The organism is Dactylosporangium sp. CA-092794, from assembly GCF_050948465.1.
GTDB lineage: Bacteria > Actinomycetota > Actinomycetes > Mycobacteriales > Micromonosporaceae > Dactylosporangium.
In genome coordinates this window covers 6494849-6510895 of the sequence record NZ_CP192044.1, presented here as the reverse complement: position 1 = coordinate 6510895, position 16047 = coordinate 6494849, and the positions used below count along the sequence as shown (strand labels likewise).

General features: G+C 75.0%; 18 protein-coding genes and 1 pseudogene. 13 read left to right on the top strand and 6 right to left on the bottom strand.

The window, feature by feature from the left end:
- The first annotated feature begins 294 nt into the window (after positions 1-294).
- Positions 295-1182 carry a universal stress protein gene (locus ACQPXD_RS27545; RefSeq protein ID WP_432843972.1) on the top strand — a complete coding sequence of 296 codons (888 nt, stop codon included), beginning with the start codon at positions 295-297 and terminating at the stop codon, positions 1180-1182.
- 10 nt (positions 1183-1192) lie between these two features.
- A complete protein-coding gene (locus ACQPXD_RS27540; protein WP_432824205.1) occupies positions 1193-1447 on the top strand; it encodes an SHOCT domain-containing protein in 255 nt (84 codons plus the stop codon).
- Positions 1448-1627: 180 nt separating this feature from the next.
- On the opposite strand, the gene ACQPXD_RS27535 is transcribed toward ACQPXD_RS27540, so the two are convergent.
- Positions 1628-2119, bottom strand: coding sequence for a MarR family winged helix-turn-helix transcriptional regulator (locus ACQPXD_RS27535; RefSeq protein WP_432824204.1), 492 nt, complete (start codon positions 2117-2119; stop codon positions 1628-1630).
- 85 nt (positions 2120-2204) lie between these two features.
- Between ACQPXD_RS27535 and ACQPXD_RS27530 the strand changes: the two genes are divergently transcribed.
- Complete coding sequence (locus ACQPXD_RS27530) at positions 2205-4091, top strand: LLM class flavin-dependent oxidoreductase (RefSeq protein ID WP_432824203.1); 1887 nt, start codon at positions 2205-2207, stop codon at positions 4089-4091.
- Entirely contained in the window at positions 4088-4960 is an 873-nt protein-coding gene (locus ACQPXD_RS27525; protein WP_432843521.1) for an LLM class flavin-dependent oxidoreductase, read from the top strand. Before ACQPXD_RS27530 ends, ACQPXD_RS27525 begins: the two co-directional genes overlap by 4 nt.
- 3 nt (positions 4961-4963) lie before the next feature.
- Here the strand turns inward: ACQPXD_RS27525 and ACQPXD_RS27520 are convergent, their stop codons facing one another.
- On the bottom strand, positions 4964-5839 hold the full coding sequence (locus ACQPXD_RS27520; protein WP_432843519.1) for a hypothetical protein: 876 nt from the start codon (positions 5837-5839) through the stop codon (positions 4964-4966).
- A 125-nt stretch (positions 5840-5964) separates the two neighbouring features.
- Between ACQPXD_RS27520 and ACQPXD_RS27515 the strand changes: the two genes are divergently transcribed.
- On the top strand, positions 5965-6531 hold the full coding sequence (locus tag ACQPXD_RS27515; protein WP_432843517.1) for a hemerythrin domain-containing protein: 567 nt from the start codon (positions 5965-5967) through the stop codon (positions 6529-6531).
- A 64-nt stretch (positions 6532-6595) separates the two neighbouring features.
- Here ACQPXD_RS27515 and ACQPXD_RS27510 read toward each other — a convergent pair whose 3' ends face one another.
- Positions 6596-7045: a Crp/Fnr family transcriptional regulator gene (locus ACQPXD_RS27510; protein ID WP_432843515.1), complete on the bottom strand. Its 450-nt coding sequence runs from the start codon at positions 7043-7045 to the stop codon at positions 6596-6598.
- A 162-nt stretch (positions 7046-7207) separates the two neighbouring features.
- Here ACQPXD_RS27510 and ACQPXD_RS27505 point away from each other — a divergent pair, with 162 nt between their 5' ends.
- The 8 genes from ACQPXD_RS27505 (at position 7208) to ACQPXD_RS27470 (ending at position 11872) form a co-directional block, all read left to right on the top strand.
- Positions 7208-7504 carry an ArsR/SmtB family transcription factor gene (locus tag ACQPXD_RS27505; protein ID WP_432843970.1) on the top strand — a complete coding sequence of 99 codons (297 nt, stop codon included), beginning with the start codon at positions 7208-7210 and terminating at the stop codon, positions 7502-7504.
- Positions 7501-7887, top strand: coding sequence for a VOC family protein (locus ACQPXD_RS27500; RefSeq protein WP_432843513.1), 387 nt, complete (start codon positions 7501-7503; stop codon positions 7885-7887). Before ACQPXD_RS27505 ends, ACQPXD_RS27500 begins: the two co-directional genes overlap by 4 nt.
- Positions 7888-7973: 86 nt before the next feature.
- Positions 7974-8540, top strand: a complete 567-nt coding sequence (locus ACQPXD_RS27495) for a hypothetical protein (RefSeq protein ID WP_432843511.1) — start codon at positions 7974-7976, stop codon at positions 8538-8540.
- A gap of 4 nt (positions 8541-8544) precedes the next feature.
- Entirely contained in the window at positions 8545-9603 is a 1059-nt protein-coding gene (locus ACQPXD_RS27490; protein ID WP_432843509.1) for a sensor histidine kinase, read from the top strand.
- The gene (locus tag ACQPXD_RS27485) at positions 9596-10234 is read left to right on the top strand and encodes a response regulator (RefSeq protein ID WP_432843507.1); all 639 of its coding nucleotides are present in this window, start codon (positions 9596-9598) and stop codon (positions 10232-10234) included. Before ACQPXD_RS27490 ends, ACQPXD_RS27485 begins: the two co-directional genes overlap by 8 nt.
- 89 nt (positions 10235-10323) lie before the next feature.
- Complete coding sequence (locus ACQPXD_RS27480; protein ID WP_432843505.1) at positions 10324-10755, top strand: hypothetical protein; 432 nt, start codon at positions 10324-10326, stop codon at positions 10753-10755.
- Positions 10752-11321 (top strand): TetR/AcrR family transcriptional regulator, encoded by a 570-nt coding sequence (locus tag ACQPXD_RS27475; protein ID WP_432843503.1) that lies wholly within the window; start codon positions 10752-10754, stop codon positions 11319-11321. The genes ACQPXD_RS27480 and ACQPXD_RS27475 overlap by 4 nt, the downstream gene beginning before the upstream one ends.
- A gap of 29 nt (positions 11322-11350) precedes the next feature.
- Positions 11351-11872 (top strand): protein-tyrosine phosphatase family protein, encoded by a 522-nt coding sequence (locus ACQPXD_RS27470; RefSeq protein WP_432843501.1) that lies wholly within the window; start codon positions 11351-11353, stop codon positions 11870-11872.
- A gap of 146 nt (positions 11873-12018) precedes the next feature.
- Here ACQPXD_RS27470 and ACQPXD_RS27465 read toward each other — a convergent pair whose 3' ends face one another.
- From ACQPXD_RS27465 to ACQPXD_RS27455, 3 genes and pseudogenes are all read right to left on the bottom strand, one after another.
- Positions 12019-13728 carry a glycerol-3-phosphate dehydrogenase/oxidase gene (locus ACQPXD_RS27465; protein WP_432843499.1) on the bottom strand — a complete coding sequence of 570 codons (1710 nt, stop codon included), beginning with the start codon at positions 13726-13728 and terminating at the stop codon, positions 12019-12021.
- Positions 13729-13730: 2 nt separating this feature from the next.
- Positions 13731-15158, bottom strand: a complete 1428-nt coding sequence (glpK, locus tag ACQPXD_RS27460; protein ID WP_432843497.1) for a glycerol kinase GlpK — start codon at positions 15156-15158, stop codon at positions 13731-13733.
- An 11-nt stretch (positions 15159-15169) separates the two neighbouring features.
- Positions 15170-16014 (bottom strand): annotated as a pseudogene (locus tag ACQPXD_RS27455) (MIP/aquaporin family protein); the annotation flags it as partial.
- Positions 16015-16047 lie beyond the last annotated feature (33 nt).

Here is a 16047-nt window from a genome sequence, read left to right as displayed (position 1 = left end):
CCGCGCGGGAACACTCCGCGCAAATCGGCCCCGCGCGGGAACACTGCGCGCAAACCCGCCCCGCGCGGGAACACTCCGCACAAATCCGCCCCGCGCGGGAACACTGCGCGCAAACCCGCCCCGCGCGGGAACACTGCGCGCAAATCCGCCCCGCGCGGGAACACTCCGCACAAATCCGCCGCGGACGGGAACACTCCGGGCGAGCCCGAAGCGGGTGGGCGGGACGTGACCAACGACCCTGGTGGCGGCCGGATCGGCCGCGCCACGCTGGAGGTGTCAGCGGGATCCGAGGGGATGATCGCCATGAGTACCGCCACCGCGGTGGTCGTCGGTGTCGACGGTTCACCGGACAGCCTGAACGCCGTGGAGTGGGCGGCGGCCGACGCGCGGCGCCGGCGGCGGCCGTTGCGGATCGTGCACGCCTACCTGTGGCCGATGGTGTACGCGCCGATGGCCGTGCCGCTGCCCGTCGACTACGGGCAGACGATGCGCGAGGCCGCGGAGGAAGTCGTGAACGAGGCGGTCGCCAAGGCCCGCGCCGTCGCGCCCGACGTCGACATCAGCACCGACATGCCGGTGCAGCAGGCGGCCGCCGCACTGGTCGACGCGTCCCGCGACGCCGACGTCACCGTGGTCGGCCACCGGGGGCTCGGCGGCTTCACCGGCCTGCTGGTCGGCTCGGTCGGGATCGAGCTGGCCGCGCACGCGGCCTCCCCTGTCGTCGTGGTGCGCCACGCCGATCGCCCGGCCGGGCCCGAGGCGGGCCGGATCGTGGTCGGCGTCGACGGTTCGCACGACGCCGACCGGGCGCTGCGCTTCGCGTTCGAGCAGGCGTCGTTCTGCGGGGTGGGGCTGACCGCGGTCCACGCGTACCTCTACCCGGAGCAGACCGAGCCCGGCGAGCTGCTGCCGCTCGTCTACGACCAGGACGACCTGCGCGACGAGGAGCGCCGGGCGCTGGCCGAGTCGATCACCGGCTGGGCCGGGAAGTACCCGGACGTCGACGTCCGCCGCGCCGTCGTGCGCGGCCGCAGCGCCGCCGTGCTCAACGATCTCTCGGCCGGCGCGGAGCTGCTCGTCGTCGGCTCCCGCGGCCGCGGCGGCTTCACCGGGCTGCTGCTGGGCTCGGTGAGCCAGGCCGTCATCCACCACGCCGCCTGCCCGGTCGCCGTGGTCCGTTAGGAGGCTCCCGATGATGTGGTACCACAACGGGCTGGCCATGTTCCCGGCCGGCCTGCTGATCCTGCTCACCCTGGCCGCGTCGGCGGCGGCGCTCGTCGTCCTCGCCGTGCGGCGCACCGGCCCGGTCCCGCCCGCGCCCCCGCCGCCGCACCGGCCGACGAACGGCGCGGAACAGCTGCTCGCCGAGCGCTACGCCCGCGGCGAGATCGACGAGGCCGAGTACCACCACCGCCTCGAGGTCCTGCGCGGCGCGAAAACGGGATAACCGGCCACACCCGCGCCGCCCGAGCACGGCGGCGGGGCTGCCGCGCGCTCGACGGGCCGGCGGGGAGGCCGCGCGGCGCGGCGACGATCGCTGCCGGGCCGCGGCGGAGACGGCGCGCCCGGCGACGGCGGCGCGGGCGTGGCGGGTGTCGACGGGCCGGGGCGTGAGCGTGGATGAGGCTCAGCGGGCGAGGGCGTCGGTGATGGCCTCGCAGGCCTCGAGCGAGTGGGCGGCCCCGCCGCCGCCCGAGGCGGCCTTCATGAGCAGGCGGCGGAAGGTCTCGCGCTCGGGCGCGTCCAGGCCCGACAGCACCGCCCGCTCGGCCTCGGCGACGCGCTCGCACAGGGCGGACAAGGCCTTGCGGCCGCGGGTCGTGGCCACGACCTGGCGCTGGCGGCGGTCGGCCGGGTTGAGGCGGCGCTCGACCAGGCCGGCCTCGACGAGGTCGTCGATGAGGTAGGTCATCACCGTGCGGTCGATGCCCAGCCGCGCGGCCAAGGCTGCCTGGCTGGGCTGGCGGCCCCGGATCACCTCACACAGCGTCTGGTAGCCGCGCTCGCCGTGCGGGAACTCGCCCAGCCGGGGCGTGACGAGCTCGACGTACGAGCGCAGCAGCACCCCCAGTGCCCCGCCGAAGTCCTCGGCCGCATCGGCCGCTGTCGCCTTGCTCACCGTGAATACGCTACCCGAAACCTGCTGTTGGGCCAATCGTCTGCCTAGGATACGATCTAACGCACAGACGTTAGGCGGAGGACGGATGGCCATGGAGTTGGGGATCGCGGTGGACCTGTCCACGGCGTGGTGCGATCCGGAGGCGTTGGCGGGGCTGGCGCACCGGGCGGAGCGGGGCGGGCTGAGCCTGGTCGTCCTGTCCGAAGCCGGCACCGGCAATCAAGAAGACGGTGCCGGCCAAAACGGCGAAAACGGCGGGCCGGACCCGTGGACGGTGGCGGCGTGGCTGGCCGGGCGGACCGAGCGCATCCAGGTGGGGCTGGCCGACCCGCCGGTGCCGGCGCCAGACCCGGCCGACGCGCGGGCGCCCTACCCGGCGGTGGTCGCCAAGGCGCGGGAGAGCCTCGACGTGCTCGCCGGCACCCGGCTGATCACGTCGGCGGCGGCGTGGGTGACCGCGGAGCGGGACGCCGGGCCGCAGCGGCTGCGCGCCCTGGCCGAGGGCGGGCGGCCGGTGGTGGTGCCGGTGCGCGCCGAGGCCGACGTCGACCGCCTGGCCGCGCTCGCCGGCGGGCCGGACGGCGGGGGCCGGCCGCGGCGCTCGGCGGCCGCCCGGGCGCGCCGCCGGGACGGCATCGACTACGACGGGCTGCCCGCGTCGCTGGCCGACGCCGCGATCGAGCCGGGCGACCCGCAGTACCGCGGCAAGACCTCGACCTATCTGCGGGGTGGCGCCCCGGGGCTCGTCCTGCGCCCGCGCACCCCGGCCGAGGTCGCCGACGCCCTCGCGTTCGCGCGCCGGCACCGGCACCTGCCGCTGGGCATCCGCAGCGGCGGGCACGGCATCAGCGGCCGCTCGACCAACGACGGCGGGCTGGTCGTCGACGTCGGCGGGCTGCACCGCATCGAGGTCCTCGACCCGGACCGGCGGCTGGTGCGCATCGGGCCGGGCGCGACGTGGAAACAGGTCGCGGCCGCGCTGGACCCCTACGGCTGGGCGCTGGGCTCCGGCGACTACGGCGGCGTCGGGGTCGGCGGGCTGGCCACCGCGGGCGGGATCGGGTTCCTCTCCCGCGAGCAGGGCCTGACCATCGACCACCTGCGCGCGGTCGAGCTGGTGCTGGCCGACGGCACGCCGGTGCGGGCGAGCCGCACCGAGCACCCGGACCTGTTCTGGGCGGTCCGCGGCGCGGGCGCGAACTTCGGGGTGGCCACGGCGTTCGAGTTCGAGGTCAGCGAGGTGCGCGAGGTCGGCTGGGCCCACCTCGTGCTGATCACGCCGGACCTCGAGGCGGCCCTGGGCCGCTACGGCGAGCTGGCCGCCGCCGCGCCCCGGGACACGACGGTCTTCCTCGTCACCGGGCGGGCCCGCGCGGGGCAGTCGGCGGTGCAGCTGTTCGGGATGGTGGACTCGGGCGACCCGGACGTCGTCGTCGAGCGGCTGACCCCGTTCACGGAGCTGGGGCTGCTCGCGCAGCAGCAGGTGGCGCTCACGCGGTACCGGGACGTCATGGCCCTGGCCGAGGACGTCGGCCCGGACGGGCACCACGGCGCGGGTGAGCCGGTCGCCCGGTCGGCGTTCCTGCCGGCGCTCACCCCCGGGTTCGCCCGGGACGCGGCCATGCTGTTGCGCAGCGGCCGGGTGTACTTCTTCGAGCTGCGCGCCATGGGCGGGGCCATCGCCGACACGCCGGCCGGGGAGACGGCGTTCGCGCACCGCACGCCGGCGTTCCAGGTGGCCGCGATGGGCACCGACCGGGCGGCGCTCGACGCGGCCTGGGACGCCCTCGCCCACCACTTCGACGGGCTGTACCTGAGCTTCGAGACCGACCCGCGCCCCGAGCGCCTGCACGACGCGTTCCCGCCGCCGGTGCTGGCGCGGTTGCGCGAGCTCAAGCGGCGGTACGACCCGGACAACCTCTTCCGCGACAACTTCAACATCGACCCGCGCCTCGAGGAGGCTCCGGCATGACCGACTACGGACACGACCTGCTGTTCGGCAGCTTCGTGACGCCCAGCGCCCAGGGCGCGCGGCACGCGCTCGACCTGGCCGCCACCGCCGACCGGGCCGGGCTGGACCTGGTCACCTTCCAGGACCACCCCTACCAGCCGGCGTTCCTGGACACGTGGACGCTGCTGTCCTACGCCGCCGCCCGCACCGAGCGGGTCCGGCTCAGCGGCAACGTCCTCAACCTCCCGCTGCGCCCGCCGGCCGTGCTCGCCCGGGCCGCGGCCACGCTCGACATCCTCAGCGGCGGCCGGTTCGAGCTCGGCATCGGCGCCGGCGGCTTCTGGGACGCCATCGCCGCGATGGGTGGGCGCCGGCTCGGCGCCGGGCAGAGCATCGAGGCCCTCGGCGAGGCGATCGCGATCATCCGCGACCTGTGGGACACCGAGACCCGCGGCGGGGTGCGCCACGACGGCCGGTTCTACAGCGTCGCGGGCGCGAAGCGGGGGCCGAAGCCGGCGCACGACATCGGGATCTGGATCGGCGCCTACAAGCCGAAGATCCTGGCGCTCACCGGCGCGGTCGGCGACGGCTGGCTACCGACGCTGGAGTACCTGCCCGACGGCGCCGGCTCGCTGCCCGGGCTCAACGCCCGCATCGACGAGGCGGCGGCCGGGGCGGGGCGTTCCCCGGCCGCGGTGCGGCGGCTGCTGAACTTCATGCGCCTCGACGGGCCGCCCGCCGAGTCGGTGGAGCGGCTGGCCGGCCTCGCCCTCGACCACGGCATCTCCGGGTTCATCGTCGGCGGCGACGACATCACCGCCACCGAGCGGTTCGCCGCCGAGGTGGCGCCGGCCGTGCGCGAGGCCGTCGCCAAGGAGCGCGGCCGGTAACGGTCAGGCCGGGATGCGCAGCGGCGTGCTGCCGCCGATGCCGATGAAGTCCAGGCCCGGGTTGCCGCTGGCGATCGCCCGGGCCGCCTGCGCCCGCCAGGCGGCCCGGCGGTCCCGGTCGTGGCCGAGCCGCCAGAGCAGGCCGAGCAGCAGCACCGGCAGCAGCCGGGGCGAGGCGACCAGCTCGTCGAGGGTGCCGAAGACCGTCTGCGCGGCGAGGTGGCCGAGCCGGCGCAGCACGGTCCCCGGCCGGTGGCGGCGGCCGGGAGCGCCGAACACGTACTCCCCGACCGGCACCCAGCGCGGCGAGCGGGTCACCCGCGGCGGGAGCGGCTCGAGCACGTGCGAGCCGGCCTGCAGTAGCGACCCGAGCACCACCCAGGCCAGGGGCTGGGCGAGCGGGGCCGGCCCGGCGAGCGCGCGGTGGGCCACCTCGGCCAGGGCGTAGAGCACCGCGACCAGCGCCACGCCGCTCGCGCCCCACAGCGCGTCGCGCTCCCTGACCGCCCACCACACCCACCACACGGCCAGCCCGGCCGCGGCGGCCGGCGCCCCGAACGGCACGGCGTGGCACGCGGCGAGCATCGAGGCGACGATCAGCGGCATGCACACCGCGTGCCCGATCCGGGCCAGGGCGGTCCGATGGAAGATCAGGTTCAGATAGCTCTGGTACCGCAGGTTGAGCACGGTCACGTTGGTGCTGGGTGTCACGGTGGCGATCCCCCACCAGCGCACCGGCGCACTGCCGCCCTCCACCGGCGGCGCGAACAGCGCGGGCGCGTGCCGCAGCCAGAACAGCTGGCCGCGGCTCGGCGCGACCCAGATCTCGGCGGGCACCCCGTCGGCGCGCCGCAGGTACCGGTCGATCGAAGTGTCCATGCGGGCTCCCAGCCACCTGTCGTACCGCCGGGCACACCCTACCCGCGGCCGCGTTTCCCGCTTGCCCGGCCGCCCGCGGGGTATGGGCAGAGGGTCCGTGTACTGGAGCACCCTGGAGGTACGTGATGACCACGACCCAGCAGGAACAGGACGTCATCGACCTGCTGCTCGCCCAGCACAACCAGGTCAAGGCCCTGTTCGCCGAGGTGAAGGGCGCGCGGGGCGACGCCCGGCGGGACGCGTTCCAGCGGCTGGTCCGGCTGCTCGCCGTCCACGAGAGCGCCGAGGAGCAGGTGGTGCACCCGGTGGCCCGCAACGACGCCGGGGACGCCGTGGTCGACGCCCGGCTGCAGGAGGAGAGCGAGGCCAAGCACGCACTGTCGGAGCTCTACGACCTCGGCGTCGACGCGCCCGAGTTCGACACGAAGTTCGCGCGGCTGGAGCGGGACGTGCTCGCCCACGCCACGCACGAGGAGCGGGACGAGTTCCCGCAGCTGCGCAGCCACGAGGACCCGGAACGGCTGCGCCGCATGACCGGCGCGGTGCGGGCCGCCGAGTCCGTGGCACCGACCCGGCCGCACCCGGGCGCGGGCGAGTCCCCGGTCGGCAACCTGCTGCTCGGCCCGCCGGTGGCCGTGTTCGACCGGATGCGCGACGCGGTCCGTGACTGGCGGCAGGCCCACAACGACTGACCCCGGCACGCGCCGCCGCCGGTGACCGCGCCGCCGCCCCTCGGCGGCGGCGCGGCCGGCCGTCTCAGGCGGGCTCGAGCAGCCGCATCCGGGTGGCCTGCATCCGCTCGACCAGGACCTCGGAGAGGCGGCGGGTCAGGGCGAGGCCGAACTCGGGCTCGGCGTCGCACAGGGAGCGGATGCCGGGGGCGTCGAAGCCGATCGCGAGGACCGGCGTGGCGGCGGTGGCGCCGAAGTGCCAGCGGTACGGCGCGAACATCCACGACCAGCCGAGCAGCTGTCCGGGGCCGAGGGTGTCGACGGTGACGGAGCCGCGGGCCGGCAGGTTGGCGTCGAGCTCGACGAAGCCGTCCCGGATCAGCCAGAAGTGGCCCGCCCGGCCGCCCTCGCTGAAGATCCGGGTCCCGGCGCGGAAGCTGACCCGGTGCGAGTAGTGCGCCATCCGGGCCAGGAACTGCTGGGGGATTCCGGTCGTGAACGGCTGTTCGATCAACAGGTCCAGAGCCGTGATCATCGGGTCACCTCCGCCGCCGGGCGCCGTGTGCGCTGGATCCAGCACACTCCGCGCGAGGCGACTCGCGAAAGGGTCTTCGGTCCTGGGCCGGCGGGCCCTGCGTCACTGCGACCGGGTGAACCCTGGCGCGCCGGGGGTTGATAGGCAAGCGGTCACTTGCCTATGCTGGGCGGCGTGGCGGACGGCGACGTCTTCCGGGCGCTCGCCGACCCGACCCGGCGCACGATCCTCGACGAGCTGGCCGAGCGCGACGGCCAGACGCTGTTCGAGCTGTGCGCCCGGCTGGCCATGAAGCACGCGATCGGCTCGTCCCGGCAGGCGATCTCCCAGCACCTCGACGTCCTCGAGGCGGCCGGGCTGGTGCGCACCCGCCGGGAGGGGCGGTACAAGTTCCACCACATCGACACCGGCCCGCTGCGGGCCATCGCCGAACGCTGGCGCCCCAAGGAGGACCGATGAGGATCAATCTGGCAAGCATGTTCGTCGACGACCAGGCCAAGGCGCTGCGGTTCTACACCGACGTGCTCGGGTTCGTGCAGAAGACCGACATGCCGCTCGGCGACGGCGTCAGCTGGCTCACCGTCGTCTCGCCCGAGCAGCCCGACGGCGTCGAGCTGGTGCTGGAGCCGGCCGGCCACCCGGCGGTGCGGCCATTCCGCGAGGCGCTGACCGCCGACGGCATCCCGTGGACGTCGTTCGCGGTGCAGGACGTGCACAAGGAGTACGAGCGGCTGCTCGCCGCCGGCGTCGTGTTCACCCAGCCGCCGGCCGAGATGGGGCCGGTCACCACCGCCGTGTTCGACGACACCTGCGGCAACCTCATCCAGATCGCCGCGATGTAGGCCGGGCGGCACGTGCCGGGCGGCGGCGCGGGTCTGGCCGGCCGGCACTGCCCCCGCCCGGGTCACCGGCAATAGCGTCCCCGGGCATGTGGTTGCAACGATTCGGCGCCGGGTGCGGCGTCGTCCTCGGCCTGTCCATCGGCGTGCCCGGCGCGATCGAGGCGTTCACCGGCGAGACCGAGCCGACCTCGCTCGTGCTCGGCCTCGGCGTCGCCTTCGCCGCGCCCACCGTCACCGCCCTCTACCTGCACCAGCGCGACCGCGCCGGGCGCTTCGGCGCGGTCGCCTACGCCCTGAACCTGCTCGGCCTGGGCCTGTTCACCGGGGTCGCGTTCGCCCTCAACGTGGTCGTGTTCCAGCTCGACGACGCCGCGGCCGCGGCGCTGCGGGCCGGGCCCGCCGGGCCGGTGCTGCTCGGCGGCGCGGGCGTGTTCGTGGCCGGGACGCTGCTGTTCAGCGTCTCCATGCTGCGGGCCGGGGTGTTCCCGCGGCTGCCCGCGGCCGGCTACGGCCTCGGGCTGACCCTGCTCGCCGCGCTCGCCCCGCTCGACGACACGCCCTGGACCAGCCTGGTGCACATCGCCGCGGCCGCGTCGGTGATCTGGCTGTCGATCGCCGCCGCGCCCTCCCGAGCCGTCACCCAAGTAGCCTGACGGCATGCCCGCACCCGCCCGCCCGGTCCAGTGGGTGCCGTTCCTGCTGTGCGCGGCGGTCCTCGCCGCCGGCCTGGCCGCCCGGCCGCCGCTGGCGCAGGCGGCCGGGTTCGCCGCGGGCGTGCTGGGCCTGGCCGGCGTCGAGTGGCTCGACCGGCACCGGCCCCGCCGCGTGCTGCTCGCCGCGCGGCTGGCGCTGCTGCTGGTGGTGGCCGCGTTCGACCGCAGCGGGCTGACCGGCGCCCTGTTCATCGTCGTGCCGTTCGGGGCGTACTTCACGTTCGGCCGCCGCGTCGCCCTCGCCCTCGGCCTCGGCGGCGCGGCGGCGCTGGCCGGCTACTACGCGCTCATCGGCGGCGAGCACCGCTCCGACCTGCTCATGTACGCGGTGGGGCTGGTCCTCGCGCTGTCCATGGCCGCGGTCGCGGTCGGCGAGCTGCACGCCCGCACCGAGCTGGAGGCGGCGATGCGCGACGTCGCCGGGCTGTCCGCCGCCCAGGAGCGCAACCGCCTCGCCCGCGACATCCACGACAGCCTCGGCCACCATCTGACGGCGATCACGGTACAGCTGGAGAAGGCCGAGGCGTTCCGGGACCGCGACGCCGCCGCCGCGCACCGGGCGATCGCCGACGCCCGCTGGTCGGCCCGGCGCGCCCTGGAGGAGGTCCGCGACTCCGTGCGCGCCCTGCGCGACGCACCCCTGTCGCTGCACGACCTGGCCCGGCACGCCGCCGACGAGCGGATGCGGATCAGCCTCGCCGTCGACGGCGACGAGGAGGCACTGGACCCGCCGGTGCGCATGGCCGTCTACCGGGCGGCGCAGGAGGCGCTCACCAACGCCCGGCGGCACGGCGCGGCCGGCGCGGTGTCCATCGTCGCCGACTTCCGCGCGGGCGCGGCCAGCCTCGTCGTCGCCGACGACGGCGTCGGGCTGGCCGAGCCGCACCGCGACGGGTTCGGGCTGCAGGGCATGCGCGAGCGGGTCCGGCTGCTCGGCGGTACCGTATCCGTCGCCAACGCCGACCGGGGCGTCACCGTCACCGTCCGGATCCCCGGTGGCTGAGCCGCCGCCGGCGCCCGTGCGGGTGCTCGTCGTCGACGACCAGCAACTGGTCCGCGACGGCATCGCGTCGCTGCTGGGCATCCAGCCCGGCATCGAGGTGGTCGGCACCGCCGCCGACGGCCGGGAGGCGCTCGAGCGGGCCGCCGAGCTCGCCCCCGACGTCGTGCTCATGGACGTGCGCATGCCCGGCCTGGACGGCGTCGAGGCGACCCGCGCGCTGCGCCGGGCGCAACCGGCCTGCCGGGTCGTCATGCTCACCACGTTCGACGACGACGCCTACGTGACCCTGGCCCTGCGGGCCGGCGCCGAGGGGTACCTGCTCAAGGACCTCGGCGCCGCCGAGCTCGCGGACGCGGTGCGGCTGGCCCACCGCGGCGTCGCCCCGCTCGACGCGGCCGTCGCCCGGCGGCTCGCCGCCGCCCTGCCCGCGGCCGGCCCGGCCGAGCTGACCGCCCGGGAGCTGGACATCCTGCGGCTGGTCGCGACCGGCTCGACGAACCGGGAGATCGCGGCCCGGATGTACCTCAGCGAGGGCACGGTGAAGAACCACGTCTCGCGCATCCTGGGCCGGCTCGGCCTGCGCGACCGCACCCAGGCCGCGGTCTACGCCCGCGACCACGGCCTGCTGTAGCCCACCCGACGGTGTTCTCCGTTGCGAAGCCCCGCATCGATGCGCCATCATTTGCGTACAAGGTAAGCTTACAAAGTAAGGAAACTGTCGTGACCACTCTCGCCGTCCTCGTCCCGCTCGTCTGGCTCGCCTGGCTGATCCTCACCGAGTGGGTGCCGATGTTCCCGCTCAACGACCTGTCCGTGACCAACCTGCGCCACCGCGCCCTGGCGGCCACGATCAACTACCCGTTCCCGCTGCTCATCGCGGTGCTCATCGGGCTGCGCCGGCCGTGGTCGGCGTGGCTGGCGCTCGGGCTGTGCGCCCTGGTGCTGGCCGGGCACCTGTACAGCTGGTGGCTGCCGTACCTCGGCGTCAAGCTGCCCTCGGTCCAGGCCGGCTACGAGCGGGACTACGCGCGCACCTGGAAGATCCTGCCGGCCGCCGGGCACGCCGTGGTCATCGACGTGCAGCACATGGTCGTCGGCGGGCTGACCCTGGCCATGGCCGCCACGACGCTGCTTGCCACGATGTCGGTGTGACGCTGCCGCGCAAGCCGGGCCGGCCACCGCTGCTGCACCGGGACGACATCCTGGCCGCGGCGGTGGCCGTCATCGACGCCGAGGGCCTGGAGGCGCTCACCATGCGCCGCCTCGGCGCGGCGCTGGGCGTCGCCGCGATGTCGCTCTACCGGCACTTTCCCAACCGGGATGCGGTACTGTCCGGCGTCGTCGCCCGCCTCACCACGTCGACGAGCTACGCTGTGCGCGACGCGTGGGCCGTGTCGCTGCGCTCCTTCGCCGTCGCCTACCGCCGGATGCTGCTCGACCACCCCCGCGCGGTGGCGCTGCTGGCCACCCACCCGATCGACGCCGGCACCGGCCTCGGGCTGGTCGCGCCGCTGTTCGAGCAGTTCGCCGCCGAGGGCATCGACCAGGAGCACGCGATCACCGTGGTCCAGTCGGTGGCGGTGTTCACCCTGGGCCACGTCCTGGCCCAGGTCGGCGGCGAGCCCCCGGACCCGGCCACCGCCCCGTTCTACGACGCCTGGTTCGACGCCGGCCTCACCGCGATGCTCCGCGGCTTCGCCACCACCGGCGAGGCATGACGACCCCGGAAAGGTAGGTGCCGCAGCGGATGCGCCCCACCCTGTTCACCATCGACCGGCCCGGCCCCGGCCGGCTCAGCACCATGGCCAAACCCCGCGGCGGCGACTGGCTCACCGACGAGCTGACCGCACTGCGCGCGGCGGGCGTCGACATCCTCGTCTGCGCGCTCCCCGCCGCCGAGCTCGACGAGGTGGACCTCGCGGGCGAACCCCGCGCCGCCACCGGCGCCGGCCTGGAATTCGTGTCGATCCCGATCGCCGACCGAGGCGTCCCCGACCCGGCCGCCGTCCTGCCCGGCCTGCGACGGCTCACCGAACGGCTCCGCGCCGGCGACCACATCGTCACCCACTGCCGGTTCGGCATCGGCCGCGCCTCACTGCTCGCCGCCGGCATCCTGGTCCTCGACGGCCTCGCGCCGGAGCACGCCTGGCAACGCATCGAACGGGCCCGCGGCCTCGCCGTCCCCGACTCCCCCGGCCAGCGCGAGTGGCCGGCCGCACTCCTCGCCCTCGCGCAACCGGCCCACCCGCACCGCGGTCCGCGCCGGTAGGCCGGCGACCGGAACGGGACCTTCGGCCCTTCCCGGATCGGGCGATGAGCGTCAATCTGGAGGTCCGGCGAACCCCCCTTGCCGGGTTCCAGGCCGGGCGCCACTCCCCCCGGCATTCTGCCGTGGCGCCCGGCCGGCACTCTTTCCTAAGCGACCGGCACGACCGGCACCACGTCCGGGGCCTCCAGGCGGATGTGCTCGGCGGCCAGGTCGTCGGGCTCCTCCTGCGAGGCCCGCTCCGCCTCCACCCGGCGCCGGTAGCTGTCCACCTCCCGCTCGACCTGCTCGGCCGGCCATTCCAGCGCCTGGGCCATGAGCTCGGCCACCGGGCGGGCCGCGGACAGGCCGCGGTCGAAGGTCTCGATCGAGATGCGGGTCCGGCGGGTCAGCACGTCCTCGAGGTGGCGGGCGCCCTCGGCCAGCACCGCGTAGGCGACCTCCGCGAGGAGGTAGTCGTCGGCGCCCGGCACCGGCCCGGCCAGGCTCGCGTCGGCCCGGACCAGGTCGAGGACCTCGTCGACGAGAGTGCCGTAGCGGCCCAGGAGGTGCTCGACGCGGACCACGTGCACGCCGCTGCCGGCGGCGAGGGCCTCCCGCCGGTTCCACAGCGCCGCGAAGCCGTCGGCGCCGGCCAGCGGGACCCGGTCGGTGCAGGACGGGGGCGCGGCGCTGTCCAGGCCGTGGACCGCCGCGTCGACGGCGTCGGCGGCCATCACCCGGTACGTCGTGTACTTGCCGCCGGCGACCGCGACGAGGCCGGGCACCGGCGCGGCGACCACGTGCTCGCGGGACAGCTTCGACGTCGGCTCCGACTCGCCGGCCAGCAGCGGGCGCAGGCCGGCGTAGATGCCCTCGACGTCGTCCCGGCGCAGCGGGGTCACCAGCACCTGGTTGACCTCGTGCAGCAGGTAGTCGACGTCGGCCCGGGTCGCCGCGGGGTGCGCCTTGTCCAGGGTCCAGTCGGTGTCGGTGGTACCGATGATCCAGTGCCGGCCCCACGGGATGACGAACAGCACGCTCGTCGCCGTGCGCAGGATCATGCCGGTGGTGGAGCGGATCCGGTCGCGGGGCACCACCAGGTGGATGCCCTTGGAGGCGCGGACCCGGAACTGGCCGCGCTCGCCGATCATCGCCTGGGTGTCGTCGGTCCACACGCCGGTCGCGTTGATCACCTGCCGGGCGCGGACCTCGAACTCCCGGTCGTGCTCCAGGTCGCGCACCCGCACGCCGGTCACCCGGCCGCCCTCCCGCAGGAAGCCGACGACCTGGGCCCGGGACAGCACCTGCGCGCCGTAGGCGGCGGCCGTGCGGACCACGAACAGCGTGTGCCGGGCGTCGTCGACCTGCGCGTCCCAGTACTGCACGGCGCCGGTGAGGGCGTCGGGGCGCAGCGCCGGGCAGGCCCGCAGCGCGCCGTGGCGGGTCAGCTGCCGGTGCCGGGGCAGGGCGCCCGGGCCGCTGGCCATGGTGTCGTACAGCAGCACGCCGGCGCCGACGTAGCCGCGCTCCCACACCGGGTGGGTGAGCGGGTAGAGGAACGGCACCGGTCGGACCAGGTGGGGTGCCAGGCGGCGCAGGAGCAGGCCCCGCTCGCGCAGTGCCTCGCGGACCAGCCGGAAATCCATCATCTCCAGGTAGCGCAGGCCGCCGTGGATGAGCTTGCTGGAGCGGCTCGACGTGCCGCTGGCCCAGTCGCGCATCTCCAGCAGGGCCGTGGACAGGCCGCGGGTGGTCGCGTCGAGCGCGCAGCCGGCCCCGACCACGCCGCCGCCGACGACCACGACATCGAGTTCCGCGCCGGACAGGGCCGCGACGGTACGGTCGCGGGCCTGCGGTGACAACGCCGGTGTGTGCACGATCAGGCTCCGATCTCGATCCAGTCCAGGCTGCGCGCCACCGCCCGTTGCCAGTCCGCGTACCCCTCGTCGCGCCGGCTCGCGGGCCAGCCGGGCATCCAGCGGTGCGACTCGTTCCAGTTCGCGCGCAGTTCGTCGGTGTCGTTCCAGTAGCCGGCGGCCAGCCCGGCGGCGTAGGCGGCGCCGAGCGCGGTCGTCTCGGCGACCGCGGGCCGGCTCACCGGTACCCCCAGAATGTCCGCCTGCAGTTGCATGCACAGGTCGTTGGCGGTCACCCCGCCGTCGACCTTGAGCACCTCGAGGGTCACGCCGGAGTCCTGCTGCATCGCCTCGACGACGTCGCGGGACTGGTAGCAGATCGCCTCCAGGGTGGCGCGGGCCAGGTGCGCGTCGGTGTCGAACCGGGACAGCCCGACGATCGCGCCGCGCGCGTCGGCGCGCCAGTACGGCGCGAACAGCCCGGAGAACGCGGGCACGAAGTACATGCCGCCGTTGTCCGGCACCCGGGCGGCGAGCTCCTCGCTCTGCGCGGCGGTGTCGATGATGCGCAGCTGGTCGCGCAGCCACTGCACGGCCGCGCCGGTGACCGCGATCGACCCCTCCAGCGCGTACACCGGCGGCTGCTCGCCGAACCGGTACGCCACGGTGGTGAGCAGCCCGTGCTCGGAGCGCACCGGCTTGGTGCCGGTGTTGAGCAGCAGGAAGTTGCCGGTGCCGTAGGTGTTCTTGGCCTCGCCGGGGGCGAAGCAGACCTGGCCGACGGTGGCCGCCTGCTGGTCGCCGAGCGCGGCCGTGACCGGGATCCCGGCGGCGGTGGTGCCGTAGCCGCCCGGGTCGGCGGACGGGCGGATCCGCGGCAGCATTGCCCGTGGTACCCCGAACAACGACAGCAGCTCGTCGTCCCAGTCCAGGGTCTCCAGGTCCATGAGCATGGTCCGGCTGGCGTTGGTCACGTCGGTGGCGTGGACCGCGCCGCCGGTGAGGTTCCACAGCACCCAGGTGTCCATGGTGCCGAACAGCGCGTCGCCGCGCCCGGCCGCCGCCCGCGCCCCGTCGACGTTGTCGAGGATCCACCGCAGCTTGCCGCCGGCGAAGTAGGTCGCCGGCCGCAGCCCGCTCTTGCGCCGGATGACCTCGCCGCGCCCGTCCCGCTCGAGCGCCTCGGCGATCCGGTCGGTGCGGGTGTCCTGCCACACGATCGCGTTGCCGAAGGCCTCGCCGGTGCGCCGGTCCCAGACCACGGTAGTCTCGCGCTGGTTCGCGATGCCGAGAGCCCGGATGTGGTACTCCCGGAAGGCCTCCCGCATCACGTCCTGGGTGTGCCGCCAGATCTCGGCCGGGTCGTGCTCCACCCAGCCGGCCCGCGGCAGGATCTGTTTGTGCTCGATCTGGTGCCGGGCGACGACCGCGCCGCGGTGGTCGAAGACCATCGCCCGCGTGCTCGTCGTGCCCTGGTCGATGGCGCCGATGTAGTCAGCCATGGTGCACGCTCGCCCTTCCCACCTCGGGCTCCGCGACCGGCAGGCGGCGGCCGATCGCCAGCCGGTACAGGCCCGCGCCGGCCGCGCCGCCGAGGACCGGCGCGACGATCGGGACCCAGAAGTACGGGTAGCCGGTCCGGTCGACCCACGCGCCGCCGTACCCGGTGAAAAACGACGCGAGCCGGGGGCCGAAGTCACGGGCGGGGTTGATCGCGTATCCGGCCGCGGCGCCCCACGCCATGCCGATCACCACCACGACGAGCCCGACCAGCAGCGGGACCAGGCCGGCCCGGGGCGGCAGGTTGCGCGGGTCGGTGAGCGCCATGATGAGGAACAGCAGGATCGCCGTGCCGATGATCTGGTCGAGGAACGCGTTGGGCCAGCCGACCGGCAGCGTGCCGTTGCCCGGCAGCGTGGAGAAGACGATCTGCGTCTTCTCGGTATGTCGCGGGTCGGCGGCGGCCAGGATCGAGTTGTAGTTCCAGCGCACGAGCAACGCACCGATGAACGCGCCGGCGGTCTGCGCCAGCGAGTACGGCAGCACCTTGCGCCACTCGAACCCGCTGAACATCGCCATCGCGATGCTCACCGCCGGATTGAGATGCCCGCCGCTGAGCCGCCCGGCCACGTACACGCCGAACGTCACCCCGAGCCCCCACGACCAGGCGATGCTGTCGTGCCCACCGAGCCCGGCCGCGATGACCTGCGCGACGGAGCCGCACCCGAACAGGATGAGCACCATCGTGCCGGCGAACTCGGCCGCCAGTTCCCCGGCCAGCTCCCGCTCCCGCAACCACCGCCCCACAGGCACGCGGGGCGACTACCCCACCGCCCGCGC